General features: G+C 71.9%; 25 protein-coding genes and 4 pseudogenes. 14 read left to right on the forward strand and 15 right to left on the reverse strand.

Annotation, left to right across the window (positions count from 1 at the left end):
• Window positions 1-4: 4 nt before the first annotated feature.
• The 4 genes from AB0M27_RS27070 (at window position 5) to AB0M27_RS27085 (ending at window position 4,428) form a co-directional block, all read left to right on the forward strand.
• Window positions 5-1,447, forward strand: a complete 1,443-nt coding sequence (locus AB0M27_RS27070; protein WP_365724941.1) for a family 2B encapsulin nanocompartment shell protein — start codon at window positions 5-7, stop codon at window positions 1,445-1,447.
• The gene (locus AB0M27_RS27075) at window positions 1,444-2,514 is read left to right on the forward strand and encodes a family 2 encapsulin nanocompartment cargo protein terpene cyclase (RefSeq protein WP_365724944.1); all 1,071 of its coding nucleotides are present in this window, start codon (window positions 1,444-1,446) and stop codon (window positions 2,512-2,514) included. Before AB0M27_RS27070 ends, AB0M27_RS27075 begins: the two co-directional genes overlap by 4 nt.
• Before the next feature lie 46 nt (window positions 2,515-2,560).
• On the forward strand, window positions 2,561-3,457 hold the full coding sequence (locus AB0M27_RS27080; RefSeq protein WP_365725000.1) for a geranyl diphosphate 2-C-methyltransferase: 897 nt from the start codon (window positions 2,561-2,563) through the stop codon (window positions 3,455-3,457).
• 62 nt (window positions 3,458-3,519) lie between these two features.
• A complete protein-coding gene (locus AB0M27_RS27085; protein WP_365724946.1) occupies window positions 3,520-4,428 on the forward strand; it encodes an aminoglycoside phosphotransferase family protein in 909 nt (302 codons plus the stop codon).
• A gap of 27 nt (window positions 4,429-4,455) precedes the next feature.
• On the opposite strand, the gene AB0M27_RS27090 is transcribed toward AB0M27_RS27085, so the two are convergent.
• A complete protein-coding gene (locus AB0M27_RS27090; protein ID WP_365724948.1) occupies window positions 4,456-4,938 on the reverse strand; it encodes a VOC family protein in 483 nt (160 codons plus the stop codon).
• 122 nt (window positions 4,939-5,060) lie between these two features.
• Between AB0M27_RS27090 and AB0M27_RS27095 the strand changes: the two genes are divergently transcribed.
• Window positions 5,061-6,260 (forward strand): epoxide hydrolase family protein, encoded by a 1,200-nt coding sequence (locus AB0M27_RS27095; protein ID WP_365724950.1) that lies wholly within the window; start codon window positions 5,061-5,063, stop codon window positions 6,258-6,260.
• A 13-nt stretch (window positions 6,261-6,273) separates the two neighbouring features.
• Here AB0M27_RS27095 and AB0M27_RS27100 read toward each other — a convergent pair whose 3' ends face one another.
• Window positions 6,274-6,669 carry a helix-turn-helix transcriptional regulator gene (locus AB0M27_RS27100; RefSeq protein WP_365724952.1) on the reverse strand — a complete coding sequence of 132 codons (396 nt, stop codon included), beginning with the start codon at window positions 6,667-6,669 and terminating at the stop codon, window positions 6,274-6,276.
• Between the two features lie 267 nt (window positions 6,670-6,936).
• Between AB0M27_RS27100 and AB0M27_RS27105 the strand changes: the two genes are divergently transcribed.
• On the forward strand, window positions 6,937-7,830 hold the full coding sequence (locus tag AB0M27_RS27105; RefSeq protein ID WP_365725002.1) for an RNA polymerase sigma factor SigF: 894 nt from the start codon (window positions 6,937-6,939) through the stop codon (window positions 7,828-7,830).
• Between the two features lie 19 nt (window positions 7,831-7,849).
• Here the strand turns inward: AB0M27_RS27105 and AB0M27_RS27110 are convergent, their stop codons facing one another.
• Together AB0M27_RS27110 and AB0M27_RS27115 are read right to left on the reverse strand one after the other, a co-directional pair.
• Window positions 7,850-8,302 carry an ATP-binding protein gene (locus tag AB0M27_RS27110; protein ID WP_365724954.1) on the reverse strand — a complete coding sequence of 151 codons (453 nt, stop codon included), beginning with the start codon at window positions 8,300-8,302 and terminating at the stop codon, window positions 7,850-7,852.
• Between the two features lie 447 nt (window positions 8,303-8,749).
• Window positions 8,750-9,859, reverse strand: a pseudogene (locus tag AB0M27_RS27115) (DUF6777 domain-containing protein); the annotation flags it as partial.
• A 189-nt stretch (window positions 9,860-10,048) separates the two neighbouring features.
• Between AB0M27_RS27115 and AB0M27_RS27120 the strand changes: the two are divergent.
• Window positions 10,049-11,323 (forward strand): streptophobe family protein, encoded by a 1,275-nt coding sequence (locus AB0M27_RS27120; protein ID WP_365724956.1) that lies wholly within the window; start codon window positions 10,049-10,051, stop codon window positions 11,321-11,323.
• 66 nt (window positions 11,324-11,389) lie between these two features.
• Here the strand turns inward: AB0M27_RS27120 and AB0M27_RS27125 are convergent, their stop codons facing one another.
• From AB0M27_RS27125 to AB0M27_RS27140, 4 genes are all read right to left on the reverse strand, one after another.
• Window positions 11,390-12,406 (reverse strand): serine/threonine-protein kinase, encoded by a 1,017-nt coding sequence (locus AB0M27_RS27125; RefSeq protein WP_365724958.1) that lies wholly within the window; start codon window positions 12,404-12,406, stop codon window positions 11,390-11,392.
• Window positions 12,406-12,957, reverse strand: coding sequence for a hypothetical protein (locus AB0M27_RS27130; RefSeq protein WP_365724959.1), 552 nt, complete (start codon window positions 12,955-12,957; stop codon window positions 12,406-12,408). The genes AB0M27_RS27125 and AB0M27_RS27130 overlap by 1 nt, the downstream gene beginning before the upstream one ends.
• 38 nt (window positions 12,958-12,995) lie before the next feature.
• Entirely contained in the window at window positions 12,996-15,335 is a 2,340-nt protein-coding gene (locus AB0M27_RS27135) for an FHA domain-containing protein (RefSeq protein ID WP_365724961.1), read from the reverse strand.
• Window positions 15,336-15,405: 70 nt separating this feature from the next.
• The gene (locus AB0M27_RS27140; protein WP_365724963.1) at window positions 15,406-15,816 is read right to left on the reverse strand and encodes a hypothetical protein; all 411 of its coding nucleotides are present in this window, start codon (window positions 15,814-15,816) and stop codon (window positions 15,406-15,408) included.
• 324 nt (window positions 15,817-16,140) lie between these two features.
• Here AB0M27_RS27140 and AB0M27_RS27145 point away from each other — a divergent pair, with 324 nt between their 5' ends.
• Window positions 16,141-16,524 carry a nuclear transport factor 2 family protein gene (locus tag AB0M27_RS27145; protein WP_365724965.1) on the forward strand — a complete coding sequence of 128 codons (384 nt, stop codon included), beginning with the start codon at window positions 16,141-16,143 and terminating at the stop codon, window positions 16,522-16,524.
• Window positions 16,525-16,623: 99 nt separating this feature from the next.
• Entirely contained in the window at window positions 16,624-16,908 is a 285-nt protein-coding gene (locus tag AB0M27_RS27150; RefSeq protein WP_365724966.1) for a DUF1905 domain-containing protein, read from the forward strand.
• Here AB0M27_RS27150 and AB0M27_RS27155 read toward each other — a convergent pair.
• Window positions 16,901-17,818 (reverse strand): AraC family transcriptional regulator, encoded by a 918-nt coding sequence (locus AB0M27_RS27155; protein ID WP_365724968.1) that lies wholly within the window; start codon window positions 17,816-17,818, stop codon window positions 16,901-16,903. The genes AB0M27_RS27150 and AB0M27_RS27155 overlap by 8 nt on opposite strands.
• Window positions 17,819-17,917: 99 nt before the next feature.
• Here AB0M27_RS27155 and AB0M27_RS27160 point away from each other — a divergent pair, with 99 nt between their 5' ends.
• On the forward strand, window positions 17,918-18,901 hold the full coding sequence (locus AB0M27_RS27160) for an oxidoreductase (RefSeq protein ID WP_365724969.1): 984 nt from the start codon (window positions 17,918-17,920) through the stop codon (window positions 18,899-18,901).
• Between the two features lie 23 nt (window positions 18,902-18,924).
• On the opposite strand, the gene mgrA is transcribed toward AB0M27_RS27160, so the two are convergent.
• Entirely contained in the window at window positions 18,925-19,917 is a 993-nt protein-coding gene (gene mgrA / locus AB0M27_RS27165) for an L-glyceraldehyde 3-phosphate reductase (RefSeq protein WP_365724971.1), read from the reverse strand.
• Window positions 19,918-20,058: 141 nt separating this feature from the next.
• Here mgrA and AB0M27_RS27170 point away from each other — a divergent pair, with 141 nt between their 5' ends.
• From AB0M27_RS27170 to AB0M27_RS27180, 3 genes and pseudogenes are all read left to right on the forward strand, one after another.
• Window positions 20,059-20,985: a LysR substrate-binding domain-containing protein gene (locus tag AB0M27_RS27170; RefSeq protein ID WP_365724972.1), complete on the forward strand. Its 927-nt coding sequence runs from the start codon at window positions 20,059-20,061 to the stop codon at window positions 20,983-20,985.
• A gap of 178 nt (window positions 20,986-21,163) precedes the next feature.
• A pseudogene (locus AB0M27_RS27175) lies at window positions 21,164-21,307 on the forward strand (carotenoid oxygenase family protein); the annotation flags it as partial.
• A gap of 28 nt (window positions 21,308-21,335) precedes the next feature.
• A complete protein-coding gene (locus tag AB0M27_RS27180) occupies window positions 21,336-21,851 on the forward strand; it encodes a DUF664 domain-containing protein (protein ID WP_365724974.1) in 516 nt (171 codons plus the stop codon).
• On the opposite strand, the gene AB0M27_RS27185 is transcribed toward AB0M27_RS27180, so the two are convergent.
• The 5 genes and pseudogenes from AB0M27_RS27185 to AB0M27_RS27205 form a co-directional block, all read right to left on the reverse strand.
• The gene (locus AB0M27_RS27185) at window positions 21,833-22,900 is read right to left on the reverse strand and encodes an adenosine deaminase (RefSeq protein ID WP_365724976.1); all 1,068 of its coding nucleotides are present in this window, start codon (window positions 22,898-22,900) and stop codon (window positions 21,833-21,835) included. The two genes, AB0M27_RS27180 and AB0M27_RS27185, sit on opposite strands and share 19 nt — an antisense overlap.
• 35 nt (window positions 22,901-22,935) lie before the next feature.
• Window positions 22,936-23,331 carry a VOC family protein gene (locus tag AB0M27_RS27190; protein ID WP_365724979.1) on the reverse strand — a complete coding sequence of 132 codons (396 nt, stop codon included), beginning with the start codon at window positions 23,329-23,331 and terminating at the stop codon, window positions 22,936-22,938.
• A 118-nt stretch (window positions 23,332-23,449) separates the two neighbouring features.
• Window positions 23,450-24,376: a M48 family metalloprotease gene (locus AB0M27_RS27195; RefSeq protein ID WP_365724981.1), complete on the reverse strand. Its 927-nt coding sequence runs from the start codon at window positions 24,374-24,376 to the stop codon at window positions 23,450-23,452.
• A complete protein-coding gene (locus tag AB0M27_RS27200) occupies window positions 24,373-24,753 on the reverse strand; it encodes a BlaI/MecI/CopY family transcriptional regulator (RefSeq protein WP_365724983.1) in 381 nt (126 codons plus the stop codon). The genes AB0M27_RS27195 and AB0M27_RS27200 overlap by 4 nt, the downstream gene beginning before the upstream one ends.
• Before the next feature lie 322 nt (window positions 24,754-25,075).
• A pseudogene (locus AB0M27_RS27205) lies at window positions 25,076-25,222 on the reverse strand (aldo/keto reductase); the annotation flags it as partial.
• Between AB0M27_RS27205 and AB0M27_RS27210 the strand changes: the two are divergent.
• Window positions 25,219-25,413 (forward strand): annotated as a pseudogene (locus tag AB0M27_RS27210) (zinc ribbon domain-containing protein); the annotation flags it as partial. The pseudogenes AB0M27_RS27205 and AB0M27_RS27210 overlap by 4 nt on opposite strands.

The raw sequence follows: 25,413 nt of genomic DNA on the forward strand, positions 1-25,413 counted from the left end.
GAATGTGACCACACCGGACACCGCCACCGGTTCCGCCGTCGACGAACCCGCCCCCGACCCCGCGGCCGACGGGCAGCTCACCAGCCTGAGCACCCGGGCGGCACGCCAGCTGACCACCACCACCAAGTCCGAACCGCAGATGCAGGCCATCACCTCGCGATGGCTGCTGAAGTCCCTGCCGTGGGTGGATGTCAGGGGCGGCACCTACCGGGTCAACCGCCGTCTGACGCTGCGCACGGGCCGCGGCCGGGTGCACTTCGAGCAGAACGGCGCCGACGACATCCGGGTCGTCCCGGAGACGCTGACCGAGCTGCCGATCCTGCGCGGCTACCCCGACGGCGAGGTGCTGCGGGAGATCGCCGGCCGCTTCCAGCCCCGGGAGGTGCGCGCCGGGCAGGTGCTGTTCGAGGCCGGCCAGCCCGTGACGGAGGCCTATCTGGTCGTCCACGGCCGGTTCACGCGCTACACCGCAGGCAAGTACGGCGACGAGGAGATCACCGGGGTCGTCACCGACGGCGACCAGATGGGCGACGAGGCGGTCGGGCAGTCCGACCCGCTGTGGCTGGCCTCGGTGCGGGCGGAGACGGCGGGGGTGGTGCTCGCGCTGCCCTGGGCCGTCGTGCGGGAGTTCACCGAGCGCGTCCCGTCCCTCGCCGAGCACCTGCGGGCCCATGTCGAGCGGCAGCAGCGGCCGATGAACCGCAAGGGCGAGGCCGAGGTGCCGGTGCAGGCCGGTCATGTCGGCGAACCCACGCTGCCCGGTGGCTTCGTGGACTACGAACTCGCCCCGCGCGAATACGAGTTGTCCCTCACCCAGACCGTGGTGCGGGTGCACACCCGGGTCGCCGACCTCTACAACCACCCGATGGACCAGACCCAGCAGCAGCTCCGGCTCACGGTCGAGGAGATCCGCGAGCGCCAGGAGTGGGAGCTGGTCAACAACCGGGAGTTCGGGCTGCTGCACAACGTCGACTACGGCCAGCGGATCAGCACCTTCGCCGGCCCGCCGGTGCCGGACGACATGGACGAGCTGCTGTCGATGCGCCGCAAGACCAAGGTGTTCCTCGCCCATCCCAAGGCGATCGCGGCGTTCTTCCGGCAGTGCAACCGGCGCGGCCTGGTGCCCGGCACCGCGAGCGTCGACGGCCACGAGGTGCCGGCCTGGCGCGGGGTGCCGATCTTCCCGTGCGGCAAGATCCCGATCAGCGACGACCACACCACGAGCATCATCGCGCTGCGCACCGGCGAGGCCGACCAGGGCGTGATCGGCCTCTACCAGACCGGCATCCCGGAGGAGTTCCAGCCGGGGCTGAACGTCCGGTTCATGGGCATCGACTCGGCCGCGATCATCAGCTACCTCGTGACCGCCTACTACTCGATGGCGATCCTCGTGCCGGACGCGGCCGGGATCCTGGAGAACGTCCAGATCGGCCGGTTCCCCGAATGACGTCCGAGCAGACCACGAGCTCGCCCGCCCCCTCCCACACCCTGCCGGGGCCGCCCGACATCGCCGCGAGCCTGCGCAGACCCCGCCGCACCGGGGCCATTCCCGGACTGCACCACCAGCCGGCCGTGCCCGCCGACCCGGTCAAGGCCGCCGAGGTGGACCGCCGGCTGGAGACCTGGGCGCGTGGCCTGGATCTGTTCCCGAAGGCCTGGAAGGGGGACTTCTCCGGCTTCCAGTTCGGCCGGGCCGTCGTCCTGCAGCATCCGGGCGCGCTGGACCTGGACCGCCTCACGGCCGCCGGGAAACTGCTGCTCGCCGAGAACATCGTCGACTCCTGCTACTGCGAGGAGGACGAGGGCCGGGGCGGGGCACGTCGTGGCCTCGGCGGCCGGCTGATCATGGCCCAGTCGGCGCTCGATCCTTACCACGGCGTCCCGGAGGTGGAGGAGGAGTGGCGCCAGGGCATGCGGGCCGACGGTCCGCTGCGGTCGTACCACTTCGCCCTGGAGGACTTCGCCGGCTTCGCCACGCCCAGCCAGACCGACCGGTTCGTGCACGACATCGCCCGGCTGCACCTGGGCTACCTCGCGGAGGCCGCCTGGGCGGAGACGCGGTACAAGCCGCGGATCTGGGAGTACCTGGTGATGCGGCAGTTCAACAACTTCCGCCCCTGTCTGTCGATCGTCGACGCCGTGGACGGCTACGAGCTGCCCGAGCAGATCTACGCCCGTCCCGAGATCCAGCGGATCACGGCCCTCGCCTGCAACGCCACCACGATCGTCAACGACCTGTACTCCTTCACCAAGGAACTGGCCGGCGACCCCGACCATCTCAACCTGCCGCAGGTCGTCGCCGCCAACGAGCGGCGCGGGCTGAAGGCCGCCTATCTGAAGTCCGTCGAGATCCACAACCGGATCATGGCGGCCTTCGAGGAGGAATCGGCCCTGCTGTCGGCCACCTCGCCCCTGGTGGAGCGCTACGCCCGGGGGCTCGCCGCCTGGGTGTCCGGCAACCACGAGTGGCACGCCACCAACAGCCACCGCTACCACCTGCCCGACTACTGGTGACCGCCCTCTCCCGAAACACCGTCACATGCACGACGAACACCGCCACATGCGCGAGGAGCCACCTTTGACCACCGCCCCCGTCGCCCGGACCACGCCCGTTGCGATCCCGACCCAGTCCGTCTACCAGAACCGGGTCGCGGACTACTGGAACGCCGAGGAGAACCCGGTCAACCTCGAACTCGGCAAGATCGACGACCTGTACCACCATCACTACGGCATCGGAGAGGCCGACCGGTCGGTGCTCGACGAGCCCGACCCGCACCGGCGCCGGGAACGCGTCACCGCCGAACTGCACCGCCTGGAACACGCCCAGGCCGAGCTGCTCGCCGCGCACCTCGGCCCGCTGGCCCCCGCCGACCGGGTCTTCGACGCCGGCTGTGGCCGGGGCGGCGGCAGTGTCGTGGCGCATCTGCGGTACGGCTGCCACGCCGACGGGGTCACCATCTCCGCCAAGCAGGCCGAGTTCGCGAACGAGCAGGCCCGCGCCCGGGGCATCGACGACAAGGTGCGCTACCACCACCGCAACATGCTCGACACCGGCTTCGAGACCGGCGATTACGCGGCCTCGTGGAACAACGAGTCCACCATGTACGTCGAGCTGGACCTGCTGTTCGCCGAGCACGCCCGGCTGCTGCGCCGCGGCGGACGCTATGTGGTGATCACCGGCTGCTACAACGACACCTACGGGCAGGCCTCGCGCGAGGTGTCACTCATCAACGCCCACTACATCTGCGACATCCACCCGCGCTCGGAGTACTTCAAGGCGATGGCCCGCAACCGCCTGGTGCCGGTGCACGTCGAGGACCTGACCGAGGCGACGGTCCCCTACTGGGACCTGCGCAGCAAGGCCGACCATCTGGTCACGGGCATCGAGGACACCTTCCTGGACGCCTACCGCAACGGCAGCTTCCAGTACCTGCTGATCGCTGCCGACCGGGTCTGAGTCCGGGCCCCGGAGGAAATTCCGTCGACAGCGAGGGCGCCGAGGCGCTGGGATGGGCCGCCATGAGCCCCCACGACAGCCAGACTCCGCCGAGGATGCACGCGGACGAGGCCGACCTCGACGCCCCGCTGGTCGAGCGCCTGATCGCCCGCCGGTTCCCGCGGTGGGCCGCGCTGCCGGTACGCCGGCTGCCGTCCTCCGGGACCGAGAACGCCATGTTCCGGCTGGGCACCGACCTGCTGGTACGGCTGCCCCGGCGGCCCGGCGCCGTACCGGACCTGCAGCTGGAGCAGCGCTGGCTGCCCCGGCTCGGGCCGCTGCTGCCGGTCGCCGTGCCCGAGCCGGTGGGCATCGGCGAGCCGGACGAGGGCTATCCGTGGCCCTGGTCCGTGTACCGCTGGCTTCGGGGACGCAATCCGGTGGCCGGCGCCGCGCGGGAGCCGGAACGGCTCGCCGAGGACCTGGCGGCGTTCGTGCGCGCGCTGCGCCGGATCGACCCGCAGGACGGACCGCCCGGTTACCGGGGCGGCCCGCTGCGCGACCGGGACGAGCCCACCCGGGCGGCCGTCGCCGAGCTGGGCGCACGGGTCGACTCCGGCGCGGTCACGACTCTGTGGGAGGAGTCCCTGCGGGCCCCCGGGCACGCGGGGCCGCCGGTGTGGGCCCACGGGGACCTCTCCCCCGGGAACGTGCTGGTCGACGAAGGCCGGCTGAGCGCGGTCCTCGACTTCGGCTGTGCGGGGGTGGGTGACCCGGCCGTGGATCTGATCGTGGCCTGGAACCTGCTGCCCGTCTCCGTCCGGGACACCTTCCGCAAGGCCGTCGGCGCCGACGACGCGGAGTGGGCGCGGGGGCGGGGCTGGGCGCTGTCGATCTCCCTGATCCAGCTGCCGTACTACTGGGACACCAACCCGGCCCTGGTGGAGAACTCCCGGCATGTGATCACCGAGGTCCTCGCCGAGGCCGGGTGACGGTCGCGGACTCCCGGGAGTCCGCCGCTACTCCCCCGCGTACGCCTTGTCCAGCGCGGCGACGTCCAGTTTGCCCATGCCCATCATGGCCTTCATGGTGCGGTCGACCTTCTCCGGGTCGGGGTCGTGGAGGATCTCGGGCATCCGGTCGTAGACGACCTGCCAGGAGACGCCGAACCTGTCCTTGAGCCAGCCGCAGGGGCCGCCCTCGCCGCCGTTCTCGGTGAGCTTGGCCCAGTAGTGGTCGATCTCGGCCTGGTCGGCGCACAGGATCTGGAAGGAGATGGCTTCGTTGAACTTGAACTGGGGGCCGCCGTTGAGCGCGACGAACTTCTGGCCGTTGGCCGTGAACTCGACGGTCAGCACGGAGCCGGTCTCACCGGGAGCGGAGTCGGTGTAGCGGCTGACCCGGCCGAGGCTGGAGTTCTTGAAGACCGACACGTAGAACTCGGCGGCCTCCTCGGCCTGGCCGTCGAACCAGAGACAGGTGAAGAATCCGTCGGTGGTCATGAGTACCTCCTTGGCGGGGGAACGCGGTCACCAGTGTCGACCGGCCCTCGCGGCGAAACTCATCGGTCGCGCCGGCGAATAATCCGGGCGGGTGAACGGCGCCCCCGCCTAGCATCCCGATCATGACCTCCACACCTGCCGAACCCATCGAGCCCTTCCGGCTGTCGGTACCGCAGAGCGACCTCGACGACCTGTACGACCGGCTCGCCCGCACCCGCTGGCCGGCCGAGCTGCCGGGGGCCGGCTGGGAGTACGGCGTCCCGGCCGGGTATCTGCGGGAGCTGGTGCGGTACTGGCGGCACGAGTACGACTGGCGGGCCGCCGAGGCCGAGCTGAACCGGTGGCCGCAGTTCACCACCACCATCGACGGAGCCCAGGTCCACTTCGCCCACATCCGCTCCCCGGAGCCGACGGCGACGCCGCTGGTGATCACCCATGGCTGGCCGGGCTCCATCGTGGAGTTCCTGGATGTGGTCGGTCCCCTCACCGACCCGGTGGCACACGGCGGCGACGCGGCGGACGCCTTCCATGTCGTCGTGCCGAGCATTCCCGGCTTCGGGCTGTCCGGGCCCACCACCGAGCGGGGCTGGGAGGCACGCCGGGTGGCCGACGCCTGGGCGGAACTGATGCGGCGGCTCGGCTACGAGCGGTTCGGGCTGCAGGGCGGCGACTGGGGCGCGGGGATCTCGCGCGAGCTGGGGCGCGTGCATCCGGAGCGGGTGATCGGCGTCCACCTCAATCTGCTGCCGGGCGCACAGGCGGCCACCGCGCCGACCGAGGAGGAGCTGGCCGCCCTCGGTCCCGAGGAGCGGGAGCGGACCCTGCGGTCCTGGCGCCGGTGGGACGCGTGGATCCGTGACGGCGCCGGGTACGCGGGCCTGCAGTCCACCCGTCCACACACCCTCGGCTACGCCCTGACGGACTCGCCCGTCGGTCAACTCGCCTGGATCGTCGAGAAGTTCCGGGAGTGGACGGACTGCGAGGAGCTGCCGGAGGAGGCGGTGGACAGGGACCGGCTGCTGACCAACGTGATGCTGTACTGGCTGACCGGTACGGCCGGTTCGTCCGCCCGTATCTACTACGAGCGGGCCCACACCACCGGCGACCGGGCGTGGCAACCGGCCGAGCCGTCGACGGCGCCGACCGCGCTGGCCGTGTTCCCGGCCGACCCCCAGATGCCGTTGCGGCACAAGGCGGAGCGGACCGAGAACCTCGTGCGCTGGACGGAGTTCGACCGGGGCGGCCACTTCGCGGCCCTGGAGGAGCCGGACCTGCTGCTCGACGACGTCCGGGTGTTCTTCCGGCAGCTCCGCGAGAAGTGACCCGGCCGCCGGGTCAGGAAGCCAGGCAGAGGCCGTTGTAGGGACGGGGCGGCGCGGCGGCCGGCCGGCGCGGCGCGCCTGTGCGCCCGGTCAGCTCGCCGTGTGCCAGTGAGAGCAGGTCGCCGAGGCCCAGGCCGAGGGCGTGTGCCGCGGCCGCGAGGACCTCCGAGGAGGCTTCTTTGCGGCCGCGCTCGATCTCGGACAGGTAGGGCAGCGAGATTCTCGCCTCGTCGGCCACGTCCTTGAGGGTGCGCTCCTGTGCCCGCCGCTCACGGCGCAGCACCTCGCCGACCAGATCGCGCCACAGCGGCTCCTTGTCCACCGCGGGCTCGACCCCGGGCTTCGCGGGGCGGGCCGGCGCCGGTCGCAGGGGGATCACTCGGGCTTCGTCGCTCACCTGGTTGCTCACCCCCGTCAGCCTAGGAGCCGGAAGCCGTGGGACAAGGGCCCGGCATTGCGCCCTGAGGGAAAACGGGCCTTCCGGACGGGCGCCGGCCGATTCCCGGATCGGCATCCGCGTGTGCATGCGCGGCGTGACGGGGGGTACCCGCCCCGTGAGCACCACCGCCGCTAGGTATGAAGCACCGGGTTATGGGTAAAGCAGACAAACTGCATCGAATAGACACATAGAGGCCGTCGAGGCAGACGCAGAACCGTGACTTTCGTGGGAGAGGTAATGAACACCGCCGGGATCCGGTCGGAAGCAGAGGTCTCCGAGAGCACCGCGCAGGGCAGGACGGGCGAGGTAGCGGTATCAGTGCCTGGCATCGCGGACCCTGCGTCCGTCGCACCCCGTGACGCACGGGAGCTGTCCCGGCAGTTCTTCCGCCGGCTGACCGAGCTGGAGGAGGGCACGCACGAGTACCAGTACGCGCGCAACACCCTCATTGAGATGAACATGTCGCTGGTGCGGTTCGCTGCCGGACGGTTCCGGGGCCGCGGCGACGACATGGAGGACATCGTCCAGACCGGCATGATCGGCCTGATCAAGGCCATCGACCGGTTCGAGCTGGCCCGCGAGGTGGAGTTCACCTCCTTCGCGCTCCCGTACATCGTCGGTGAGATCAAGCGGTTCTTCCGGGACACCACATGGGCGGTCCACGTGCCGCGCCGGCTCCAGGAGCTGCGGGTGGAGCTGGCCAAGGCGCGCGAGGAGCTGTCCAGCCGGCTGGACCGGGACCCGACGGTGGCCGAGCTGGCGACCCTGATGAACATCTCCGAGCACGAGGTGGTCGAGGCCCAGCTCGCCTCCAACGGGTACAACTCCGCGTCCCTGGACGCCGCGCTCACCGGCGACGGGCCGGAGGACGGCGAGGCGGTGCTCGCCGACTTCATCGGCGTGGAGGAGGAGGGGCTGCGGCTCGTCGAGGACTTCCAGGCGCTCGCCCCGCTGATGGCGGAGCTGAGCGAGCGGGACCGGCAGATCATCCATCTGCGGTTCGTCGAGGAGGCCACCCAGGCGCAGATCGGGGAACGGCTCGGCTGCTCCCAGATGCACGTGTCCCGGCTCATCAAGCGGATCATCACCCGGCTGCGCGAGGGGATGCTCGGCGAACTCGACCGCGTCTGAGACGGCGCCCCGGTCCGGTTCAGCGGTTCAGTTCGAAGCGGACGCGTACCCGCTTTCCCACGGGTACGCGCTCCGCGCTGACCTCCGAGGCCAGGGCGTACACGATCTCCATACCGTGCCGTCCGACGCGTTCGGGGTCCCGGGGGTATCTGCGGGGCAGGGCGGTGCTGCTGTCGTAGACGCACACCGTGATGGCACTGTCGGTGCCTTCCAGTTCCAGGATGTACGGGCCGTTGCTGTGCCGGTCGGCGTTGGTGACGAGTTCGGTCACCACCAGGAGCAGCTCACCGTAGGCGCGGCGGTCGGCGACGGCGCACCACTCGGTGCGCAGCTGCTCCAGAAACCGGGAGGCGAAGGCGCGCGCCTCGGCGATGCAACCGGGTTCGCCGGTGTAGTGGGCCGCGCGCCACAGTGGCTCCACGGGTACGTCGAAGTCAGTCGGTATGACTGCCTCGCCCAGGTGCTTGGTCATGCTGTCTCTCTCGGAAAGCCGGCCCGGCCGGCCGCCTGCTGCACCTGTCCTCGTACCCCGTACCGGGCGCGGCAGTCCCTTGGGCGTTCGCCCGGCGCGCGCAGTGGCGATGGTCACACCGCCGGGCGCCGCGACCGCTCACTCCGAGGGTGATCCCTGCGGCTCCTGCTGCGTGGGCGTGATCGCCCCCGACTCGCCGGGTGTCCCCGGGGTCGCCTGGCCCGGAGCGGAACTCTCCGAGGACACCTGAGCGGAGCCGGTCGTGTGCTGCTCAGACGACTTCTCGCTGGAGGTCTGGGCCGATGGAGAGCCCGCGGACGGCGACGCCGGCTCGGCGGAGGACGGCTCGGTCGACTTCGACTCCGACGACTGCGACGTCTGCGACTCCGAAGACTTCGATTCGGACGGTGACGTCGATTCCGACGACTTCGATTCCGACGGTGAGGACTCGGAGGACGAAGCGGACGACGACGGGGACGAGGACGACGGTGAGGACGAGGAAGAGGAAGGCGAAGAGGACGAGGAGGAATTTGACGGGGACGACGACGAGGACGACGTCGACGGGCTCGGCTTGCCCGGTGTGGACGGGCAGTGCTTCGAACCGGGCGGGCACGTCGGGGACGGAGGCCGGGACGGGGTCCAGGGGTGCGGGAGCTTCGGCGGCGTGGCGTGCTCGTCGTGCCGGCCGTACTGGTCACCGCGCTGACGGTGGATCCAGTCCTTGTGGTGGCTGTCGTAGAGCACGAAGACGTTGACGACCGTCGGCGCGGGCGTCACCACGACCACGTTCGAGGGCCGGTACGACGGCCAGCGGGGGCCCACCAGCTTCGGCGTGCTCTTCTGGGCGACCGGCGGGTTCAGCGGGTTGCCGCAGGCGCAGCGCACGCGGGGGACGCCGTGGTTGTCCACCAGCACGGCGGTACCCGCCTGGAGGACCGACTGGTAGCTGGTGGCGGCCCCGTTGCGGTAGCCGTGGTTGGTGACCCGGGTGTCGACGCGCAGCTGAACCGGGGTCAGCGAGCGCAGATAGACGGGCACACCGGAGGGCTGTACGCCGGCCACGGAGGCGAAGGCCTTCTCCTTGCCCTGGTCGGCCTGGAGGTACCTGATCTGCTTCTCCACGTCGCAGGCGGGAGTATGACTGGTGCCGCCGTACAGGCCGGGCGCTCCGCCGTCGACTCCCTGCACCGCGCTGGTCGTGCCGCTGGGAACGGCGGAGGCGGAGGGCGGGGGCGGGGCGGAACTCTGCTTCGCGGTGGATTCCGTGAACGGGTCCTGGCCGCTGCTGTTCGCGGACTGCAGGAAGACCTCGCCGCCCTTGGCGGAGCCGCCACCCGGCCGGGTGAAGACCACCGCGAGGACTACGGCGGCGACGACGGCGGCGCTGATGGCCGCCACCCGCGGCACGGACTTCCACCACGGCCCGTGAGGTCCCCAGGCTGCGCCGCCACCCGGCGGTTGGGAGGGCGGTGGCCCGGACGGGGGCCGGGAGGAACCCGACAGCGGGCCGGAGGGCGGCCCGGTCGGACGGCCCGAGGACGGAGGTTCGGCGCTCACGAGCACTTCTTCCCGTCGCGATCGTCGCGATACGCGGTGCGATACGCGGCTTTTCTCGGTCAAGTCCCGTTGAGTGCATTTGGCTGCACGTTGATCCCATTGTGTGTCGCAGGACGGTGAGGCTCGCAAGCCGACGCGAACGGCCCACCCGACGGGCGGGGGGCCCGGCCGCTGCATAGCGTGTCAACCGTGAGCGTTCCGTCCGTCTCCCAGCGGCCCACCACCCGTCACGGCTGGGCGCAGGCCGTGGTCACGGTGCTGACCGGGCTGGCCGTCATGGTGTTGGTGGCGGCGCTGGGACTGTGGGCGGCCGGAGCGGGTGACCTGCCGGACGGCGCGTTCCCGCGGGTGGTGGCCGCGACCCTGGTGACGGCGGTCGGCGGCAGCGTGGAACTCTCCGGCAACGCGGGCGTGCTGGCGCAGACCCGGGCCGGGGTCACCGTGATCCCGCTGTCGGTGACCCTGGCCGGCGCGCTGGCGATCGGCGCGGGCTTCCTGCGCCCGTTGCGGCACCGGGCGGTCGCCTCGGCCGGAGAACTGGCCGGCTGGGCCGCCCGGATCGCGGTGCTGTGGCTGCTCGTGCTGATCGGCCTGGCCCTCGGTGCCCGGCAGACCTTCGCCGTCGACGTGGGCAGCGGCACCCTCAGCGACCTGACCGGCCTGTTCGACGCCGCCCCCCGGGTCGGCTTCAGCACGGACGTGCCGCTGACGGTGCTGTTCGGCCTGCTGTGGCTGGCCGGGGTGCTGGTGCTGGCGCTGCTGGTCGCGCGCGGGTCGCCGCTGCCGGGGCGGCTGCTGCGGTTCCAGGAGTCAGTGCGCCCGGCGGCGCACGCCATGGTGGTGCTGCTCCTCGCGTACGTCGTCATCGGCCTGGTCGCCGCGCTGATCACGGCGGCGACCCGGGAGAACGCCCCGGCGGCCTTCGCGCTGATCCTGCTCGGTCTGCCGAATCTGGCCTGGCTGGCCCTCACCATCGGCATGGGAGCGACCTGGAACGGCCGCGTGGACGGCCCGTTCGGACTGCCGGTGCCGCACGTCCTGGACGCGATCCTGCGCACCCCGGACGTCTCCGCGCTGAACCTCGGCTCGCTCACCGACTACGACGGCCGGTGGTGGTGGCTGGTGGCCGTGGACGCGATCCTGCTGCTGGCCGTGGCCTTCCGGATGGCGGCGAGCTCACCGGCCCGGATCCGCCTGTGGCAGCACGCCGTTCACCTGGCCGTGGCGCTCGCGCTCACGATCCTGATGATCTGCCTGACGGGCCGCATCTCGGCGCACTACGGACTCTCCCTGCTCGGCATCGGCGACGTGGGCGGCGGGCTGTCCGGAGAACTGTTCCTCAGACCCCAGCTGTGGCAGGCGGTGGGCCTGGGCGCGCTGTGGGGACTGGCCGCCGGGTTCCTGGGCGGCCTGCTGGCCCGGCGGGTGCGGCGGCGGGGCGAGGTGGGCGGTCCGGGCGGGTGATCCGGCCGGTCGACGGCCGGATCAGCGAAGGCTTCCTTCCGGCCGGAGGCGGCACGGTGGGTGGTCTCAGGCGGGGTTTCGCGCTGTCTCGTCCGCCCGGTACACCGGGTCCGCCCAGTGCGGGGGACTCGGAGGCTCGGCCGCCGCCGTGTGGTCCGTCCGCGTGTCGGGCTCCTGCGCCCGGCGGACGTCGGCCTGGCCCCCGCCGGTCGCCATGGTGGCGCGCAGGGCGGCGACGAAGGCGAGGCAAGTGTCGTAGCGGGCGTCCGGGCTCTTGGCCAGGGCCTTGGCGAAGACCGGATCCACCGCGGGGTCGAGGCCGGTGCGGGCCTCGCTCGGCGGGGGCGGCTCGTCGTACTGGTGGGCCCAGAGCAGCGCCATGTCGTCGTCGCGCAGGAACGGGGGCCGGCCGGCGAGGCTCTCGTAGACGACGCAGGCCAGGCCGTAGACGTCGCAGCGGCCGTCGACCGGGCGGCCGGAGATCTGCTCGGGGGCCACATAGTCGAGGGTGCCGACGAACTGGCCGACGCTGGTGAAGCCGGTCAGGGACAGCGACTTCTTGGTGAGCCCGAAGTCGGTGAGGTAGACGTGCTCGGGGTGGTCGGTGTCGATGCCCTCGGCGACCAGGATGTTTCCCGGTTTGACATCCCGGTGCACCAGGCCGTGCTCGTGGGCGGCGTCGAGGGCGGACGCCACCTGCGCGGCGATCCGCACGGCATCGGCCAACGGCAGCGGTCCACGCTGGTCGAGGACATGGCGCAGGTCGCTGCCGGAGACGTGCCGCATGGCGATGTAGAGCACCCCGTCGGTCTCGCCGGCCTCGAAGACCGGCACGATGTGCGGGTGGTCGATCGCCGCGGCCACCTGGGACTCATGGGTGAAACGCTTGCGGAAGGTGTCGTTGCGGGCAAGTTCGGGGGCGAGCAGCTTGAGGGCGATCGTGCGGTCCAGGCGCAGGTCGCGGGCGCGGTAGACGACGGCCATGCCACCGCGCCCGATCTCGCTCTCGATGCGGTAGTTCGCGATCTGCCGGCCGATCAGTTCCGAGGGCCGGCCGGAGAACAGGCTGGTCTCGCGCGCCATCAGCGCTCACCCTCGGGCGCGACGAGCCGGGTCGGGGCGTGCCCGGCGGCGTCCTCGCCGGTGACCTCGCGGTCGGTGGCGTAGGTGCTCAGCCGCCGTCCGTCGCCGTACACCCAGCGGCCCTCCTCCGGGTCGTACAGCCACATGGACTCCCCGTCGACGACGATACCGAGCCTGAGGCCCCCGGTACGGTCCTCGAAGTCCTCGCCGTCCAGGGTGCCGGCGGCCAGTTCCTCCACCGCGGACCGGTAGTCGGCCAGGGCCTGTTCGGCACGGGTCAGGAGCGGTCGCGGATCGGCGGTACCGGCCGGGCCGTCGGCGGCGGGCGGGTCCTCGGGTACGGCGACGAGCCGGCGGCCGTCGACCCAGGCGCCCCATCCGTTGGCACAGCGGATGTACGCCCAGTCGCCGCGCCGCTCCACGAGCTCGACCGGCAGCAGCGGGTCGAGGGGCACGGTGGGCCGGGCCGGGTCGGGGGACTCCCAGGCGGGCATGCCGCGCCGCGGCACGACGTGCGTGGGCTGGAATCCGGTACTGGCCGCTCTGCTCATCGGGGCGCCTGCTTCCGCGTGTGTGCCATCGCGCTCGCCTACTTCCGCATCACGGCGGGCTCGTGCCGGCGCAGCAGCCGGGCGACCATGAGCCCGTAGAGGACGGAGAGCACCACCAGCATGGCCATATCGAGCAGCCAGACGCCCGTCGAGTGCCGGAAGAGAGGGTCGGCGGTCAGGTTGCCCGGGACGATCCGGGACAGCCCGACCGTGCCGGCCATGGCGCCGAGCGCCCAGCGGGAGGGCACGAGCCAGGACAGCTGCTCCAGGCCCGGCACACCGTTGAGTGGGAGCAGGGCACCGCAGAAGACGACCTGGACGATGGCGAGCAGCACCAGCAGCGGCATCGTCACCTCCTCTTTGCGCACCACCGCGGAGACCAGCAGGCCGAGCATCATCGCGGTGAACGCGAGCAGGGCGGCGGCCAGGGTGATCTCCACGAGCGGCGGCAGCAGGACGCCCCGGCCGCCGGGAGTGTTCAGGTCTACGCCGAGCAGGGCGACCAGGGTGAGGACGACGGCCTGGACGACGCTGATCGCGCCGAGCACCACGATCTTGGACATCAGATAGGCCGAACGGGGCAGGCCGACGGCGCGTTCGCGCTGGTAGACGACGCGTTCCTTGACGAGTTCGCGCACCGCGTTGGCGGCGCCGGTGAGCACGGCGCCGACGCACAGGATGAGCAGCGCGTTCATCGCGGTGTCCCGGGCGAGCCGGCCGCCGGCCAGGGCGCGGGCCATGGCGCCCATGACGAACGGCAGGGCGATCATGACGAGCAGGAAGGTGCGGTCGGAGCTGAGGACGGCCGCGTAACGGCGGACCAGGGTGCCGAGTTGGGCGCCCCAGCCGCGTGGGCGGGGCGGCGGTGCCGGGGAGACGGGGGCCGGGCCCGGATGGTGGGGCTGGGTGGTGGCCTCGGCGACGTAGTGCCGGTGGAACGGCGACTCACGGTACTCCCGGGCCCAGTCGCGCTCCGGGTCACGGTCGAAGGCCTCGAAGGCCTCCGGCCACTGTTCGAAGCCGAAGAAGGCGAGGGCGTCGCCCGGCGGCCCGTAGTAGGCCACCTTGCCGCCGGGGGCGAGCACCAGGAGGCGGTCGCAGACGCCGAGGCTGAGGACGCTGTGGGTGACCACGACGACAGTGCGGCCGTCGTCGGCGAGGCCGCGAAGCATGTTCATCACCGACCGGTCCATGCCGGGGTCGAGGCCGGAGGTCGGCTCGTCCAGGAAGAGCAGCGAGGGTTTGGTGAGCAGCTCCAGGGCCACGCTGACCCGCTTGCGCTGGCCGCCGGAGAGGCTGTGCACGGGCTGGTCGGCGCGCTGTTCGAGGCCGAGTTCCCGGATCACCTCGTCCACCCGGGCCCGCCGCTCGGCCGCGGCGGTGTCCTCGGGGAAGCGCAGTTCGGCGGCGTAGATCAGGGCGTCACGCACGGTGAGCTGAGGGTGCAGGATGTCGTCCTGCGGGACCAGTCCGATGCGCTGACGCAGTTCGGCGAAGTCGCTGTAGAGGTCGCGGCCGTCGTACAGGACGGTGCCGCGGTCGGCGGGCCGCTGCCCGGTCAGCGCGTTCAGCAGCGTCGATTTGCCGGCGCCGCTCGGTCCGACCACCGCGAGCAGGCACTTCTCGCCCACCGGGAAGGACACGCGGTCGAGGAGCACCTTGCGTCCGCCGTCCACGGCGACGGTGAGGTCCTGGGCGTCGAGGGAGATCTCGCCGGTGTCGACGTACTCCTGGAGTTCGTCGCCGACCAGGCAGAACGCGGAGTGGCCGATGCCGACGATGTCGCCGGGACCCATGGGGGCACGGGTGACGGGCCGGCCGTTGAGGTAGGTGCGGTTGTGGCTGCCGAGGTCGACGATCTCGTACGTGCCGTCGCTGTGGGCGCACAGTTCGGCGTGGCGGCGGGAGACGACCAGGTCGTTCACCACCAGGTCGTTGTCGGCGGCCCGGCCGATGCGGATCGAGCGCACGGGCAGCGGGCGGACACTGCTGGGCCGGCGGAAGGTGCCGGTCAGCTGGGGAAGCGACACTGCGGAGGGACGGTCGGGGGCGGGCCGCGGGGCAGCGGCGAGGGCCGCGCGGGGACCGTCGGTGGGATTGCCGAAGCGGATCACGCTGCCGGGGCGTACGCCACACTCGCTGATCCGGCGGCCGTCGGCGTAGGTGCCGTTGGTGCTGTGCCGGTCCGTCAGGGTCCAGCGGTCGTGAGCGCAGCGCAGCACGGCGTGGTGCCACGAGACCCGGGCATCGTCGAGGACGATGTCGCTCAACGGGTCGCGTCCGACGTGGTAGTCGTGGTCCGGGCTCATGACCGTGGAGCCCGTGTCGGTCTCCAGGACGAGTTCGGGCGCCGTCGGGGCGATGGGCCGCTCCGCCATGGGTAGAATTCTACCGATTCGTCCACATGTGCGCCTGGAATCGGGGTGCGGTACCGGCGACGGACACGTGTCAGGCCACGGGCACGACGAGCGCCGGCAGGGTGCGCTGCATGCGCAGCGCGTCGACGGACTCGGCGAGCAGTTCGTACTCGGTGGTGTCGTCGCTGGCGGCGATCCGCACCAGCCGTCCGCCGGCCAGCTCGTCGGCCACCAGCCCCTGCCGGACGTCGTCGGCGCACCAGGCGCGCAGCAGGGCGGGCACGTCGGGCACCGGGTCCGCGACCGGCACCAGCGCGCCCACCGGGAAGGCGGGGTCCTCCGGGCTCGGGTCCAGGCGCTCGGCGATCCAGGAGGCACGGTCGCGCAGCCACCACAGGGCCAGGGCCAGTGTGGGCGCGCGATAGGTGCCGAGCGGTACCCCGATGCGCCGGCCGTCGCACATGCCGTACGCCGTGACATGGCACAGGAATTCGTCGTGCACGTCTCACTCCCCCGTCGCCTCACTGGTTTCGCCCGGCCCGGCCTCGCTCTCCGTGCGGCTCCTGTGCGGTGAAGTGCCCCTGATGTTCGAGTATCGCCACTCCTGAAACACAGTCACCACGACTTTCCGGCCAGTCTCTTGGCATATTCACCGCCGGTTCTGGCCGGAACACACCGGCGCGTTCGCACCCGGGGCATTACCAGGCAGGTAATCGACCCGCCCCTCGGTGCTCCGGCATGGTGGTCACACCGGATCGGCGAAGCCCCGGATCCGGCTCTGACCTGCACTAATCAGCAGTTACGACCTCGATGGAGGCTGATCACCATGTCCGTGAACACCGACCGTTACGCGAGCGCCGCCGCCCGTTACTTCGAGGCCTGGAACGCCACCGAGCCGGAGGCGCTGAAGAAGGCGGTCGCCGCCGCCTGGACCGCCGACGGCGGCTACACCGACCCGCTCGCCGACGTCCGCGGTCACGAGGCCGTCATGGCCGTGATCGCGGCGGCGCACGAGCAGTTCCCCGGTTTCGTCTTCCGCCCGCTCGGTGCGGTGGACGGACACCACGACACCGCGCGCTTCGGCTGGGAGCTGGTGAACCAGGCCGACGGCTCGGCGCCGGTGGCCGGGTTCGACGTCGTCACGCTGGACGACGAGGGCCGGATCCGGCAGGTGCTGGGCTTTCTGGACCGGGTGCCGGCCGGTGCCTGACACCGCCTGGCCGCGATGAGTTCCACCGCGCGCGGCGGTCTGTCCCGGTGAACGACGACCCGGCAGAGCTCCGCGCGCGGAGCAGGACGGAGAAACATCATGCGGACGAGCAATCCGGTGGACGTGGAGTTCACCGCGGTCCTGGAGAAGAGCCGGAAGAGCGGCGGCTGGACCTATGTGGTCTGGCCGCGCTCGGCCGAGTTCTTCGGCACCCGCGGCCTGGTCAAGGTCCGCGGCACGGTCGACGGTATCCCGTTTCGAAGTTCGTTCATGGCCCTGGGCGACGGCCGGCACAAGCTCCCCGTGAAGGCCGACATCCGGAAGGCGATCGGCAAGCGGGAGGGCGACACCGTGACCGTACGCCTGGCGGAACGGCTCAGCTGACGACCGACTCCCGGTAGCGGCGGGGTGCGACGCCGACGGTGCGCTTGAAGGCGTTGCTGAAGGCGCTCTCGGAGCTGTAACCGACCGAGCGGGCCAGTTCCGCCACCGGCACGGAGTCCTGCCTGAGGGCACGGGCGGCCAGGCTCATGCGCCAGTTCTGCAGATAGGTCAGCGGCGGCACGCCCGCGGCCTCCCGGAAGCGCACGGCGAAGGTGGTGCGGGACATCGCGGCGGCGCGCGCCAGCTCCTCCAGCCGCCAGGGGTGGGCCGGGTCGGCGTGCATCAGGCGCAGGGCGGGGGCCAGCCGCTCGTCGGCCAGCGCCCGCAGCCAGCCGGCCGGCAGGCCCGCGGCCTCGCTCAGGCACGCCCGCAGCACTTGGAGGAACATCAACTGGGCGAGATGGTCCGAGGAGAAGGAGGAACCGGCCCGGCCGTCGGCCATCTCCCGCATCAGCTGTCCGGTGAGCCAGCGCAGCACCGGCGCCTCCGCCGCGGTGGCGCGCACGTGGATCAGCTCGGGCAGGGCCCGGCGCAGCAGGTCCCCGCTGTCCCGGCTGAGGTCGATGTGCCCGGAGACGCACACCACCTCCTCTCCCCCGCCGAGCGCCGCCATGCTGGTGTGCGGATCCACGGCGACCTGAGCCGGTTCGACCGGCTCCAGTCCGGGCTCGCTGCACAGCACGTACGATCGCCGCCCGTCGGAGACCACGACATCGCCCTCGGACAGGGCGACGGGGTCGGCGCCGCCCTCGGCGACGAGCAGACAGCCGCCCCGCGCCACGACGTTCACCTTCAGCTTGTCGCGCCCCCGCAGCCGGATCGCCCAGCGCCCGTCGGCTGTGAAGCCGCCGGAGAACACCCCGCGCGCGTCCGCGACGGCGAGGGCGTCGGAGAGGGGATCCGTGGACATGCTCGAACTATCACGCAAATAGTGCGCATTCTCAAGCATTCATCGTTCGAAGCGACGGATCTACGGTGGTCTCACGGCTCACACCGAGGAGACACCCACATGACCACCGCACAGCAGCCCCTGCGCTCCGGCTTCGGCCCGGCGTCCACCGCCGAGGACGTCATCGAGGGCGTCGACCTGACCGGCAAGGTCGCGATCGTCACCGGCGGCTACTCGGGCATCGGCCTGGAGACGAGCCGCGTCCTGCGGGCGGCGGGCGCCGAGGTCGTCGTACCGGCCCGGGATCCGGAGCGGGCGCGCGCCGCGCTGAAGGAGGTGGAGGGCGTCGAGGTCGAGGACATGGACCTGATCGACCCGGCCTCGGTCGACGCCTTCGCGGAGACGTTCCTGGCCTCCGGGCGCCCGCTGCACATCCTGGTGAACAGCGCCGGGATCATGGCGACCCCGCTGCGGCGGGACGCGCGCGGCTACGAGGCGCAGTTCGCCACGAACCACCTGGGGCACTTCCGGCTGGTGACCCGGCTCCGGCCCGCTCTGGTGGCGGCCCGCGGGGCGCGCGTGGTCTCGGTGTCCTCGCGGGGCATCCGCTTCTCCCCCGTGGTCTTCGACGACCTGCACTTCGAGCACCGGCCCTACGAGCCGTTCCTCGCCTACGGCCAGTCGAAGACCGCCAACGCGCTCTTCGCCGTGGAACTGGACCGGCGGGGCCGGGCGGAGGGGGTGCGGGCCTTCTCCGTGCACCCGGGGACGATCGTGGACACCGGTCTCGCCAAGCACCTCCCCGAGGAGGCCCTCCGGGCGGCCGGTGCCGTCGACGAGGAGGGCCGGCTGGTGCGCGACCCCGCCAGGCAGCTGAAGACCGTCGCGCAGGGAGCGGCGACCAGCGTGTGGTGCGCCACCAGCCCGCGGCTCGACGGGCTGGGCGGCCTCTACTGCGAGAACTGCGACATCAGCCCCTTGGTGGCCCCGGAGAGCGAGGCCGTATGGAGGGCGGAACCGGGAGAGCCCGGCGTGCTGCCGTACGCCGTCGACCCGGAGGTGGCGGCCCGGCTGTGGGAGGTGAGCGAACGGCTCACCTCCTGACCGCGGCCACCGGCCCGGGGTGCTCAGCCCTGCACGATCGCGTCGATCCGCGCCAGTTCCTCGGCGTCGAAGTCCAGGTTGCGGATGGTGCCGACGCTGTCCTCCAGCTGCTGCGGGCTGCTCGCGCCGACCAGCGCCGAGGTGACCCGGCCGCCGCGCAGCACCCAGGACAGGGCCAGCTGGGCCAGGGTCTGGCCGCGGGACTTGGCGATCTCGTCGAGGGAGCGCAGGCGGGCCACGAGGTCCTCGGTTACCGCGTCCGAGTTCAGGAAGGGGCTGTCGCTCGCGGCCCGCGAGTCCTCGGGGATGCCGTCGAGGTAGCGGCCGGTGAGCAGGCCCTGCTCCAGCGGGGAGTAGGCGATGGAACCGGCCTGGAGTTCGTCCAAGGCGTCCAGCAGGCCCTCGTCCTCGGGCCGGCGGTCGAGCATCGAGTAGCGCGGCTGGTGGATGAGCAGCGGGGTGCCGAGGTCGGCGAGGATGCGGGCGGCCTCCCGGGTCTGCTCCGCCGAGTAGTTGGAGACGCCGACATACAGCGCCTTGCCCTGCTGCACGGCCGAGTGCAGGGCGCCCATCGTCTCCTCCAGCGGAGTCTCCGGGTCGGGGCGGTGCGAGTAGAAGATGTCGACGTGGTCCAGGCCCATGCGCTTCAGGCTCTGGTCGAGCGAGGACAGCAGGTACTTGCGCGAGCCCCACTCGCCGTACGGGCCGGGCCACATCAGGTAGCCGGCCTTGGTGGAGATGATCAGCTCGTCGCGGTACGGCCCGAAGTCGGCCTTCAAGGCCTCGCCGAGCGCAGACTCGGCGGCGCCGGGCGGCGGGCCGTAATTGTTGGCGAGGTCGAAGTGCGTGACGCCCAGGTCGAAGGCGCGGCGCAAAATGGCCCGCTGGTTCTCGGCGGGACGGTCCGGGCCGAAGTTGTGCCACAGGCCGAGGGACAGCGCGGGGAGCTTCAGTCCGCTGCGTCCGGTGCGCCGGTAGGGCATATCGGCGTAACGGTCGGGGTGTGCGGTGTACAACGCGACTCCAGAGGGGTTGGCACACGGTGTTCCCGGTTCCGGGAGCCTGCGGCTCCTGGAACCGCTTCCACTCTTTCCCGCCCGGTGGGCAGCGGTCCAACAGAAGAATCCGATGGAATTCAGCGGCTAGACTTCTCAATCATGGAACTGCGACATCTCCAGCATTTCATCGCCGTCGCCGAGGACCAGCATTTCACCCGGGCCGCCGATCGCCTGATGGTGTCCCAGTCCGGGTTGTCGGCGTCCATCCGGGCGCTGGAGCGGGAGCTGCGGGCGCCGCTGTTCGTGCGGACCACCAGGCGGGTGACGCTCACCGAGGCGGGGCGGGCGCTGCTGGTGGAGGCCGACCGGATCCTGGCCCAGGTCCGTGCCGCGCACGAGGCGGTCGCGGCGGTGCAGGGCGTCCTGCGCGGCACGCTGGCGCTGGGCACCGAGCAGTGCATCGCCGGGGTGCATGTGGCCCGGCTGCTGGCCGCGTTCCGGGGCCGGCATCCGGACGTGGAGATCCGGCTGCGGCAGGCCGGTTCGGGCGCGCTGGCCGAGGAGGTGGCGGCCGGCCGGCTCGACCTCGCCTTCGCCTACCGCACCCGGGCGGACAGCGACCAGCTGCGTTCGGTGTCGCTGACGAGCGAGCCGATGACCGTGCTGTGCCACCCCGGGCACCGGCTGGCCTCGCCGGGCGCGGTGCTGACCCCGGAGGACCTGGCCGGCGAGGTCTTCGTGGACTTCCACCCGGACTGGGGCCCGCGCCGCACCACCGACGCCGCGTTCGCCGCGACCGGTGTCCGGCGCACGGTCGCGCTGGAGGTCAACGACGTGCACACCCTGCTGGACCTGGTGGACGAGAACCTGGGGATCGCGGTCGTACCCCGGCACTTCCGGCACAAGCGGCCCTCGCTCACGGCGCTGCCGCTGAAGGGCACGGGCGAGACGGAGTACGAGACCGTGGCGCTGCTGCCGCCGGACCGTGCCACCAGTCCCGCCGCCCGGGCGCTCGTCACGCTCCTGGAGACCGGCGGTGAGACGGGGGGCCTGGCACCACCCCAGGAGGGGTCCCAGGCCTCCTGATTCCGGCCGCCCGTCACCGCAGACTCGGGACCGTCGGCCAGGACGACGACGGTCAGGAGGACACGTCATGGCGGAACACACACGGCGGACCGTGCTGCGCGGGACGGCCGGACTCGCGGTGGCGGGCACGCTCACCGGCCTGGGCACCGGCCTGGCGGCGGCCCGCCCGGCGGACGAGGTCGCGTACGTCCACGACCCGGACCAGGGTGCCGCCGACCTGGTGATCCTGGCCGCCCAGGACTTCACCGGCGAACCGGTGGCACGGGTGCACCTGCCCGGGCGGGTGCCGCTCGGTTTCCACGGGAGGATTTCGGACGCGTGAGCGCGCGCTGTTTGGGATGGTGGACGGTATGCATGCAAAGGACATCCTCATCGACGGCTACGGCCGCATCCAGGAAGAAGTCCATGCCGCCCTCGACGGCCTCGGAACGGACGCGCTGCACCACCGCCCGGCCCCCGACGCCAACTCCGTCGCCTGGCTCGTCTGGCATCTGACCCGAGTGCAGGACGACCACATCGCCGACGCCTTCGATCTCGACCAGGTGTGGCTGTCGCAGGGCTGGGAGAAGCGCTTCGGCCTCGACCTGCCCCGCCACGACACCGGGTACGGGCACAGCCCGGCCAAGGTCGCGAAGGTGCGGGTCGAGTCCGCCGACCTGCTCACCGGGTACCACGACGCCGTGCACGAACAGACCCTCGGCGCCCTGCGCGGCCTCGCCGCCAAGGACCTCGAACGGATCGTGGACGAGCGCTGGGATCCCCCGGTCAGCCTGGGCGTCCGCCTGGTGAGCGTCCTGTCCGACGACCTTCAGCACATCGGACAGGCCGCCTACCTCAGGGGGCTCGTTCAGAGCGCGGCCGCGTAACCCGGCAGGACCACGTCCTCGATCAACGCCTTCCGCTCGTCGAACGGGAGGAAGGCGCTCTTGAGGGCGTTCACCGTGACCGTGCGCAGGTCCTCGACCGTCCAGCCGGCCTCCTCGACCAGCAGGGACATCTCCCGGGTCATCGTCGTCCCCGACACCAGACGGTTGTCGGTGTTGAGGGTGACCCGGAAGCCGATGTCCTTCAGGGCCGTGATCGGGTGCTCGGCGATCGAGGTGGCGCAGCCGGTCTGGAGGTTGGAGGTGGGGCACATCTCCAGGGCGATCCGGCGGTCGCGCACCCAGGAGGCGAGCCGGCCGAGCTTGCCGTCCACGATGTCCTCGGTCAGGCGCACGCCGTGGCCGATGCGCTGGGCGCCGCACACCTGCAGGGCCTGGTGGATGCTGGGCAGGCCGTGCGCCTCGCCCGCGTGGATGGTGAAGGGCACGCTCTCGCGGCGCAGGTGCTCGAAGGCCTCCAGGTGGTCGGCGGGCGGGAAGCCGTCCTCGGCGCCGGCGATGTCGAAGCCGACGACACCGGCGTCGCGGTAGGCCACGGCCAGGTCGGCGGCCTCGCGGACCCGGTCGAACATCCGCATGCCGCACAGCAGGGTGCCGACTCGTACGGGGGTGCCGGCGGCGGCCGCCTTGGCCATACCGGCGGCCAGCCCCTCCTGCACGGTCCCCACGACCTCGCGCATCGTCAGCCCGCCCGGCGTGTTCAGCTCGGGGGCGTAGCGCACCTCGGCGTAGACGACACCGTCGGCGGCGAGGTCCAGCACGTACTCCTCGGCGGTGCGCAGCAGGCCCTCACGGGTCTGCATGACGGCGAGGGTGTGCTCGAAGGTGGCTATGTAGCGGACCAGGTCGCCGGAGTTGGCGGCCTCGAAGTACCAGGCGGCCAGCTCGTCGGGGTCGGTGGTGGGCAGGGTGTGACCGATCTCCGCCGCGAGTTCGACGACGGTGGCGGGGCGCAGTCCGCCGTCGAGGTGGTCGTGCAGCACGGCCTTGGGCAGCCGGCGGAGGGTCTCGGTGTCGATGCGCGCGGTCATGGGGTTTCGCTTCCTCGGCAGGTGGTGCGGTGCTGTCAGTGATTGGCGGGCTGGAGCAGGTCCCAGCGGTTGCCGTACAGGTCCTGGAAGACGGCGACGGTGCCGTACGGCTCGTGCCGCGGCTCCTCCAGGAAGGTCACGCCGGCCGCGGTCATCCGGGCGTGGTCGCGGGCGAAGTCGTCGGTGTGCAGGAAGAACCCGACGCGTCCGCCGGTCTGGTCGCCGACGCGGGCCCGCTGGGCCTCGTCCTTGGCGCGGGCCAGCAGCAGTCCGGTGCCAGGGCCGGGGCCGCCCGGCTCCACGACGACCCAGCGGGAGCCGTCGGGGCGCGGGGCGTCCTCGGCGAGCCGGAAGCCGAGGGCCTCGGTGTAGAAGCGGATGGCCTCGTCGTAGTCGTCGACGACGAGGGTGACCAGGGCGACGCGTGGCATCGGAACCTTCCGGTGTGGTGGTTAGCGCGTGAGGTTATACGTAAAACCTCATGCGCGCCAGTCCGGGTCTACGCGCGTTGCCGTGCGGCTTCGTCCAGGTGTCAGCGGAGGGGTTCGGTCAGGGCCGCTCGTCACCCTGGGCGACCTCCACCCGGTGGTGGACATCGGCCAGGCCGGTGACCGAGGCGGCGCAGGAGACGGCCGTGCAGGCGATGAGGAGCGCCGCGATCGCACGGCCGGCCCGGGGCACGAGCGGAGCGGCCAGCAGTGCCTGGACGCGCTGCGGGACGGGGCCGGTGGTCGCGGCTGGTGCGAAGTCGGGGCGCTGGGAGCGGGCCGCCTGTCCGGCGAGGGCCGCTCGGGCGATGGCGCGGGCGGTCAGACGCCGGTCGCCGACGCTGGCGGCGGCGGCCTCGTCGGCGGCGCGCTCGGCGGCGAGGCGTATGGTCCCGCGGACCGGGCGGAGCGCCGGATGGCAGTGCGCGGCGAGCTCGGCGGCGGCGAGGAAGTAGTGGTGGTGACCGTCGTTGTGCGCCCGCTCGTGCGCGAACAGCGCCTCTCGCTCGGGACCGTCCAGGCTGCGCAGCATCGCGGTGGTGACGACGATGCGGTGCGGGCGGCCGGGCAGCGCGTAGGCGTCCGGGCGGGGCGAGTCCACCACGCACAGGTCGCCGGCCGAGGGACCGCGTCCGGCCTCCGTACGGGCCGCACGGAAGGCACGGGTCTGGTGCAGCACCGAGCGCACGAGGGTCCAGCCGCAGACGGCGAGCGCGCCCACGGAGGTCGCGGCGGCCGGCAGCACGACGAGGTCCGAGGCGGTGCGCAGCGGGTGGATCAGCTCGCCGAGCGCGGCGAAGAGCGGGACCTTGAGCAGCCCGATGAGCACGAACGAGCCGAGCGCGGCCAGCGAGCAGCCGGCGAGGACGACCGCACAGGCGGTGACGGCCCACAGCGCGGCGACCGGGGCCAGCCGGTCAAGGGCCCGGCGGGCCAGGGCCGGCAGGGCCAACGGCAGCAGCAGGGGCAGCAGGAGGAGTGCGGTCATCGTTCGTCGGATTCGAGCAGGTCCCGCAGGATCCGTTCGTCGTCGGGGCTGAGCTGGGCGACGAAGCGGGCGAGAACCGTCTCACGGTCGCTGTCCCGGTCCAGTTCGCTGTGCATCCGGCGGGCGGTGAGGCCGTGCGCGTCCTGGACGTCCCGAACCGGGAGGTAGGCGTAGCCGCGGCCCTGACGGTGCCGCTCGACGACGCCCTTGTCGTACAGCCGGGTGAGGATCGTGGTCACCGTCGTACGGGCCAGGTCGGCGCCGAGGCGCAGCTGGACCTGGCCGGGCGTCTGCGGGGCGCCGGCGGCCCACAGTGCGGCCATGACGCTCGCCTCGAGCTCACCGGCCGGCCGGCGCTCGTCCTTCACCTCGGTCATGGAACGTCCCTCACCCCGTCTTCGTGTGCGGCCCGGGCAACCGTCTACACGATAGTAGTCAGTCGAGCCTTCGTACCGCTGTGCCCCCGCACCCATTATGGGAGGGCCGCTCGTACGGGGGCCGCCGCCCGAGAGACAGGGGCCCGGGGCTACGGCTGGGGGCCGCCGTACGGGAGACCGGGGACCGGGGCTACGGCTGTGGACCGCCGTCTGGGAGACCGGGGCTGCGGCTGGAGGCGGTCGTCCAGGAAACCCAGGACCCGGAGCTGCGGCTGGGGGCCGCCGTCCAGGAAATGGACCCAGGGGCGGCGGCCCGGGCGGGTCAGCCCGCGCGGAAGTGGAGGGCGTCCAGTCGCGTCAGTTCGTCCGCCGTGAGGCGCAGCGCGCCCGCCGCGACGTTCTCCGCGAGGTGGTCCGGGTTGCCGGTGCCGGGGATGGCGAGGACGTGCGGGCCCTGGTGCAGGGTCCATCGCCGCGACGAAGCGTGCCCTGTGCGAGATGGGCCGCAAGCGCGGGCGGGACGTCCGTCTCGTGCACCCGGCGCACACCACGATGGACTGTGCGTAGTGCGGAGCGAGAACCAAGCACGCACTACCTCTGTCGATGAGAACGTATGCCTGCACCGCGTGCGCGGCCCTGTCCCCCAGGGACAAGAACTCC

The sequence above is a fragment of the Streptomyces sp. NPDC052107 genome, assembly GCF_040680215.1.
Classification (GTDB): Bacteria; Actinomycetota; Actinomycetes; order Streptomycetales; family Streptomycetaceae; genus Streptomyces.

Coding starts and splice junctions, on each gene's coding strand:
- AB0M27_RS27150 (WP_365724966.1), top strand. CDS start 16,624: ATGCGGACGAGCAATCCGGTGGACGTGGAGTTCACCGCGGTCCTGGAG.
- AB0M27_RS27145 (WP_365724965.1), top strand. CDS start 16,141: ATGTCCGTGAACACCGACCGTTACGCGAGCGCCGCCGCCCGTTACTTC.
- AB0M27_RS27080 (WP_365725000.1), top strand. CDS start 2,561: ATGCGCGAGGAGCCACCTTTGACCACCGCCCCCGTCGCCCGGACCACG.
- AB0M27_RS27135 (WP_365724961.1), bottom strand. CDS start 15,335: ATGGCGGAGCGGCCCATCGCCCCGACGGCGCCCGAACTCGTCCTGGAG.
- AB0M27_RS27170 (WP_365724972.1), top strand. CDS start 20,059: ATGGAACTGCGACATCTCCAGCATTTCATCGCCGTCGCCGAGGACCAG.
- AB0M27_RS27200 (WP_365724983.1), bottom strand. CDS start 24,753: ATGACCGAGGTGAAGGACGAGCGCCGGCCGGCCGGTGAGCTCGAGGCG.
- AB0M27_RS27160 (WP_365724969.1), top strand. CDS start 17,918: ATGACCACCGCACAGCAGCCCCTGCGCTCCGGCTTCGGCCCGGCGTCC.
- AB0M27_RS27185 (WP_365724976.1), bottom strand. CDS start 22,900: ATGACCGCGCGCATCGACACCGAGACCCTCCGCCGGCTGCCCAAGGCC.
- AB0M27_RS27090 (WP_365724948.1), bottom strand. CDS start 4,938: ATGACCACCGACGGATTCTTCACCTGTCTCTGGTTCGACGGCCAGGCC.
- AB0M27_RS27095 (WP_365724950.1), top strand. CDS start 5,061: ATGACCTCCACACCTGCCGAACCCATCGAGCCCTTCCGGCTGTCGGTA.
- AB0M27_RS27155 (WP_365724968.1), bottom strand. CDS start 17,818: ATGTCCACGGATCCCCTCTCCGACGCCCTCGCCGTCGCGGACGCGCGC.
- AB0M27_RS27180 (WP_365724974.1), top strand. CDS start 21,336: ATGCATGCAAAGGACATCCTCATCGACGGCTACGGCCGCATCCAGGAA.
- AB0M27_RS27130 (WP_365724959.1), bottom strand. CDS start 12,957: ATGAGCAGAGCGGCCAGTACCGGATTCCAGCCCACGCACGTCGTGCCG.
- AB0M27_RS27085 (WP_365724946.1), top strand. CDS start 3,520: ATGAGCCCCCACGACAGCCAGACTCCGCCGAGGATGCACGCGGACGAG.
- AB0M27_RS27195 (WP_365724981.1), bottom strand. CDS start 24,376: ATGACCGCACTCCTCCTGCTGCCCCTGCTGCTGCCGTTGGCCCTGCCG.
- AB0M27_RS27190 (WP_365724979.1), bottom strand. CDS start 23,331: ATGCCACGCGTCGCCCTGGTCACCCTCGTCGTCGACGACTACGACGAG.
- AB0M27_RS27110 (WP_365724954.1), bottom strand. CDS start 8,302: ATGACCAAGCACCTGGGCGAGGCAGTCATACCGACTGACTTCGACGTA.
- AB0M27_RS27075 (WP_365724944.1), top strand. CDS start 1,444: ATGACGTCCGAGCAGACCACGAGCTCGCCCGCCCCCTCCCACACCCTG.
- AB0M27_RS27105 (WP_365725002.1), top strand. CDS start 6,937: ATGAACACCGCCGGGATCCGGTCGGAAGCAGAGGTCTCCGAGAGCACC.
- AB0M27_RS27125 (WP_365724958.1), bottom strand. CDS start 12,406: ATGGCGCGCGAGACCAGCCTGTTCTCCGGCCGGCCCTCGGAACTGATC.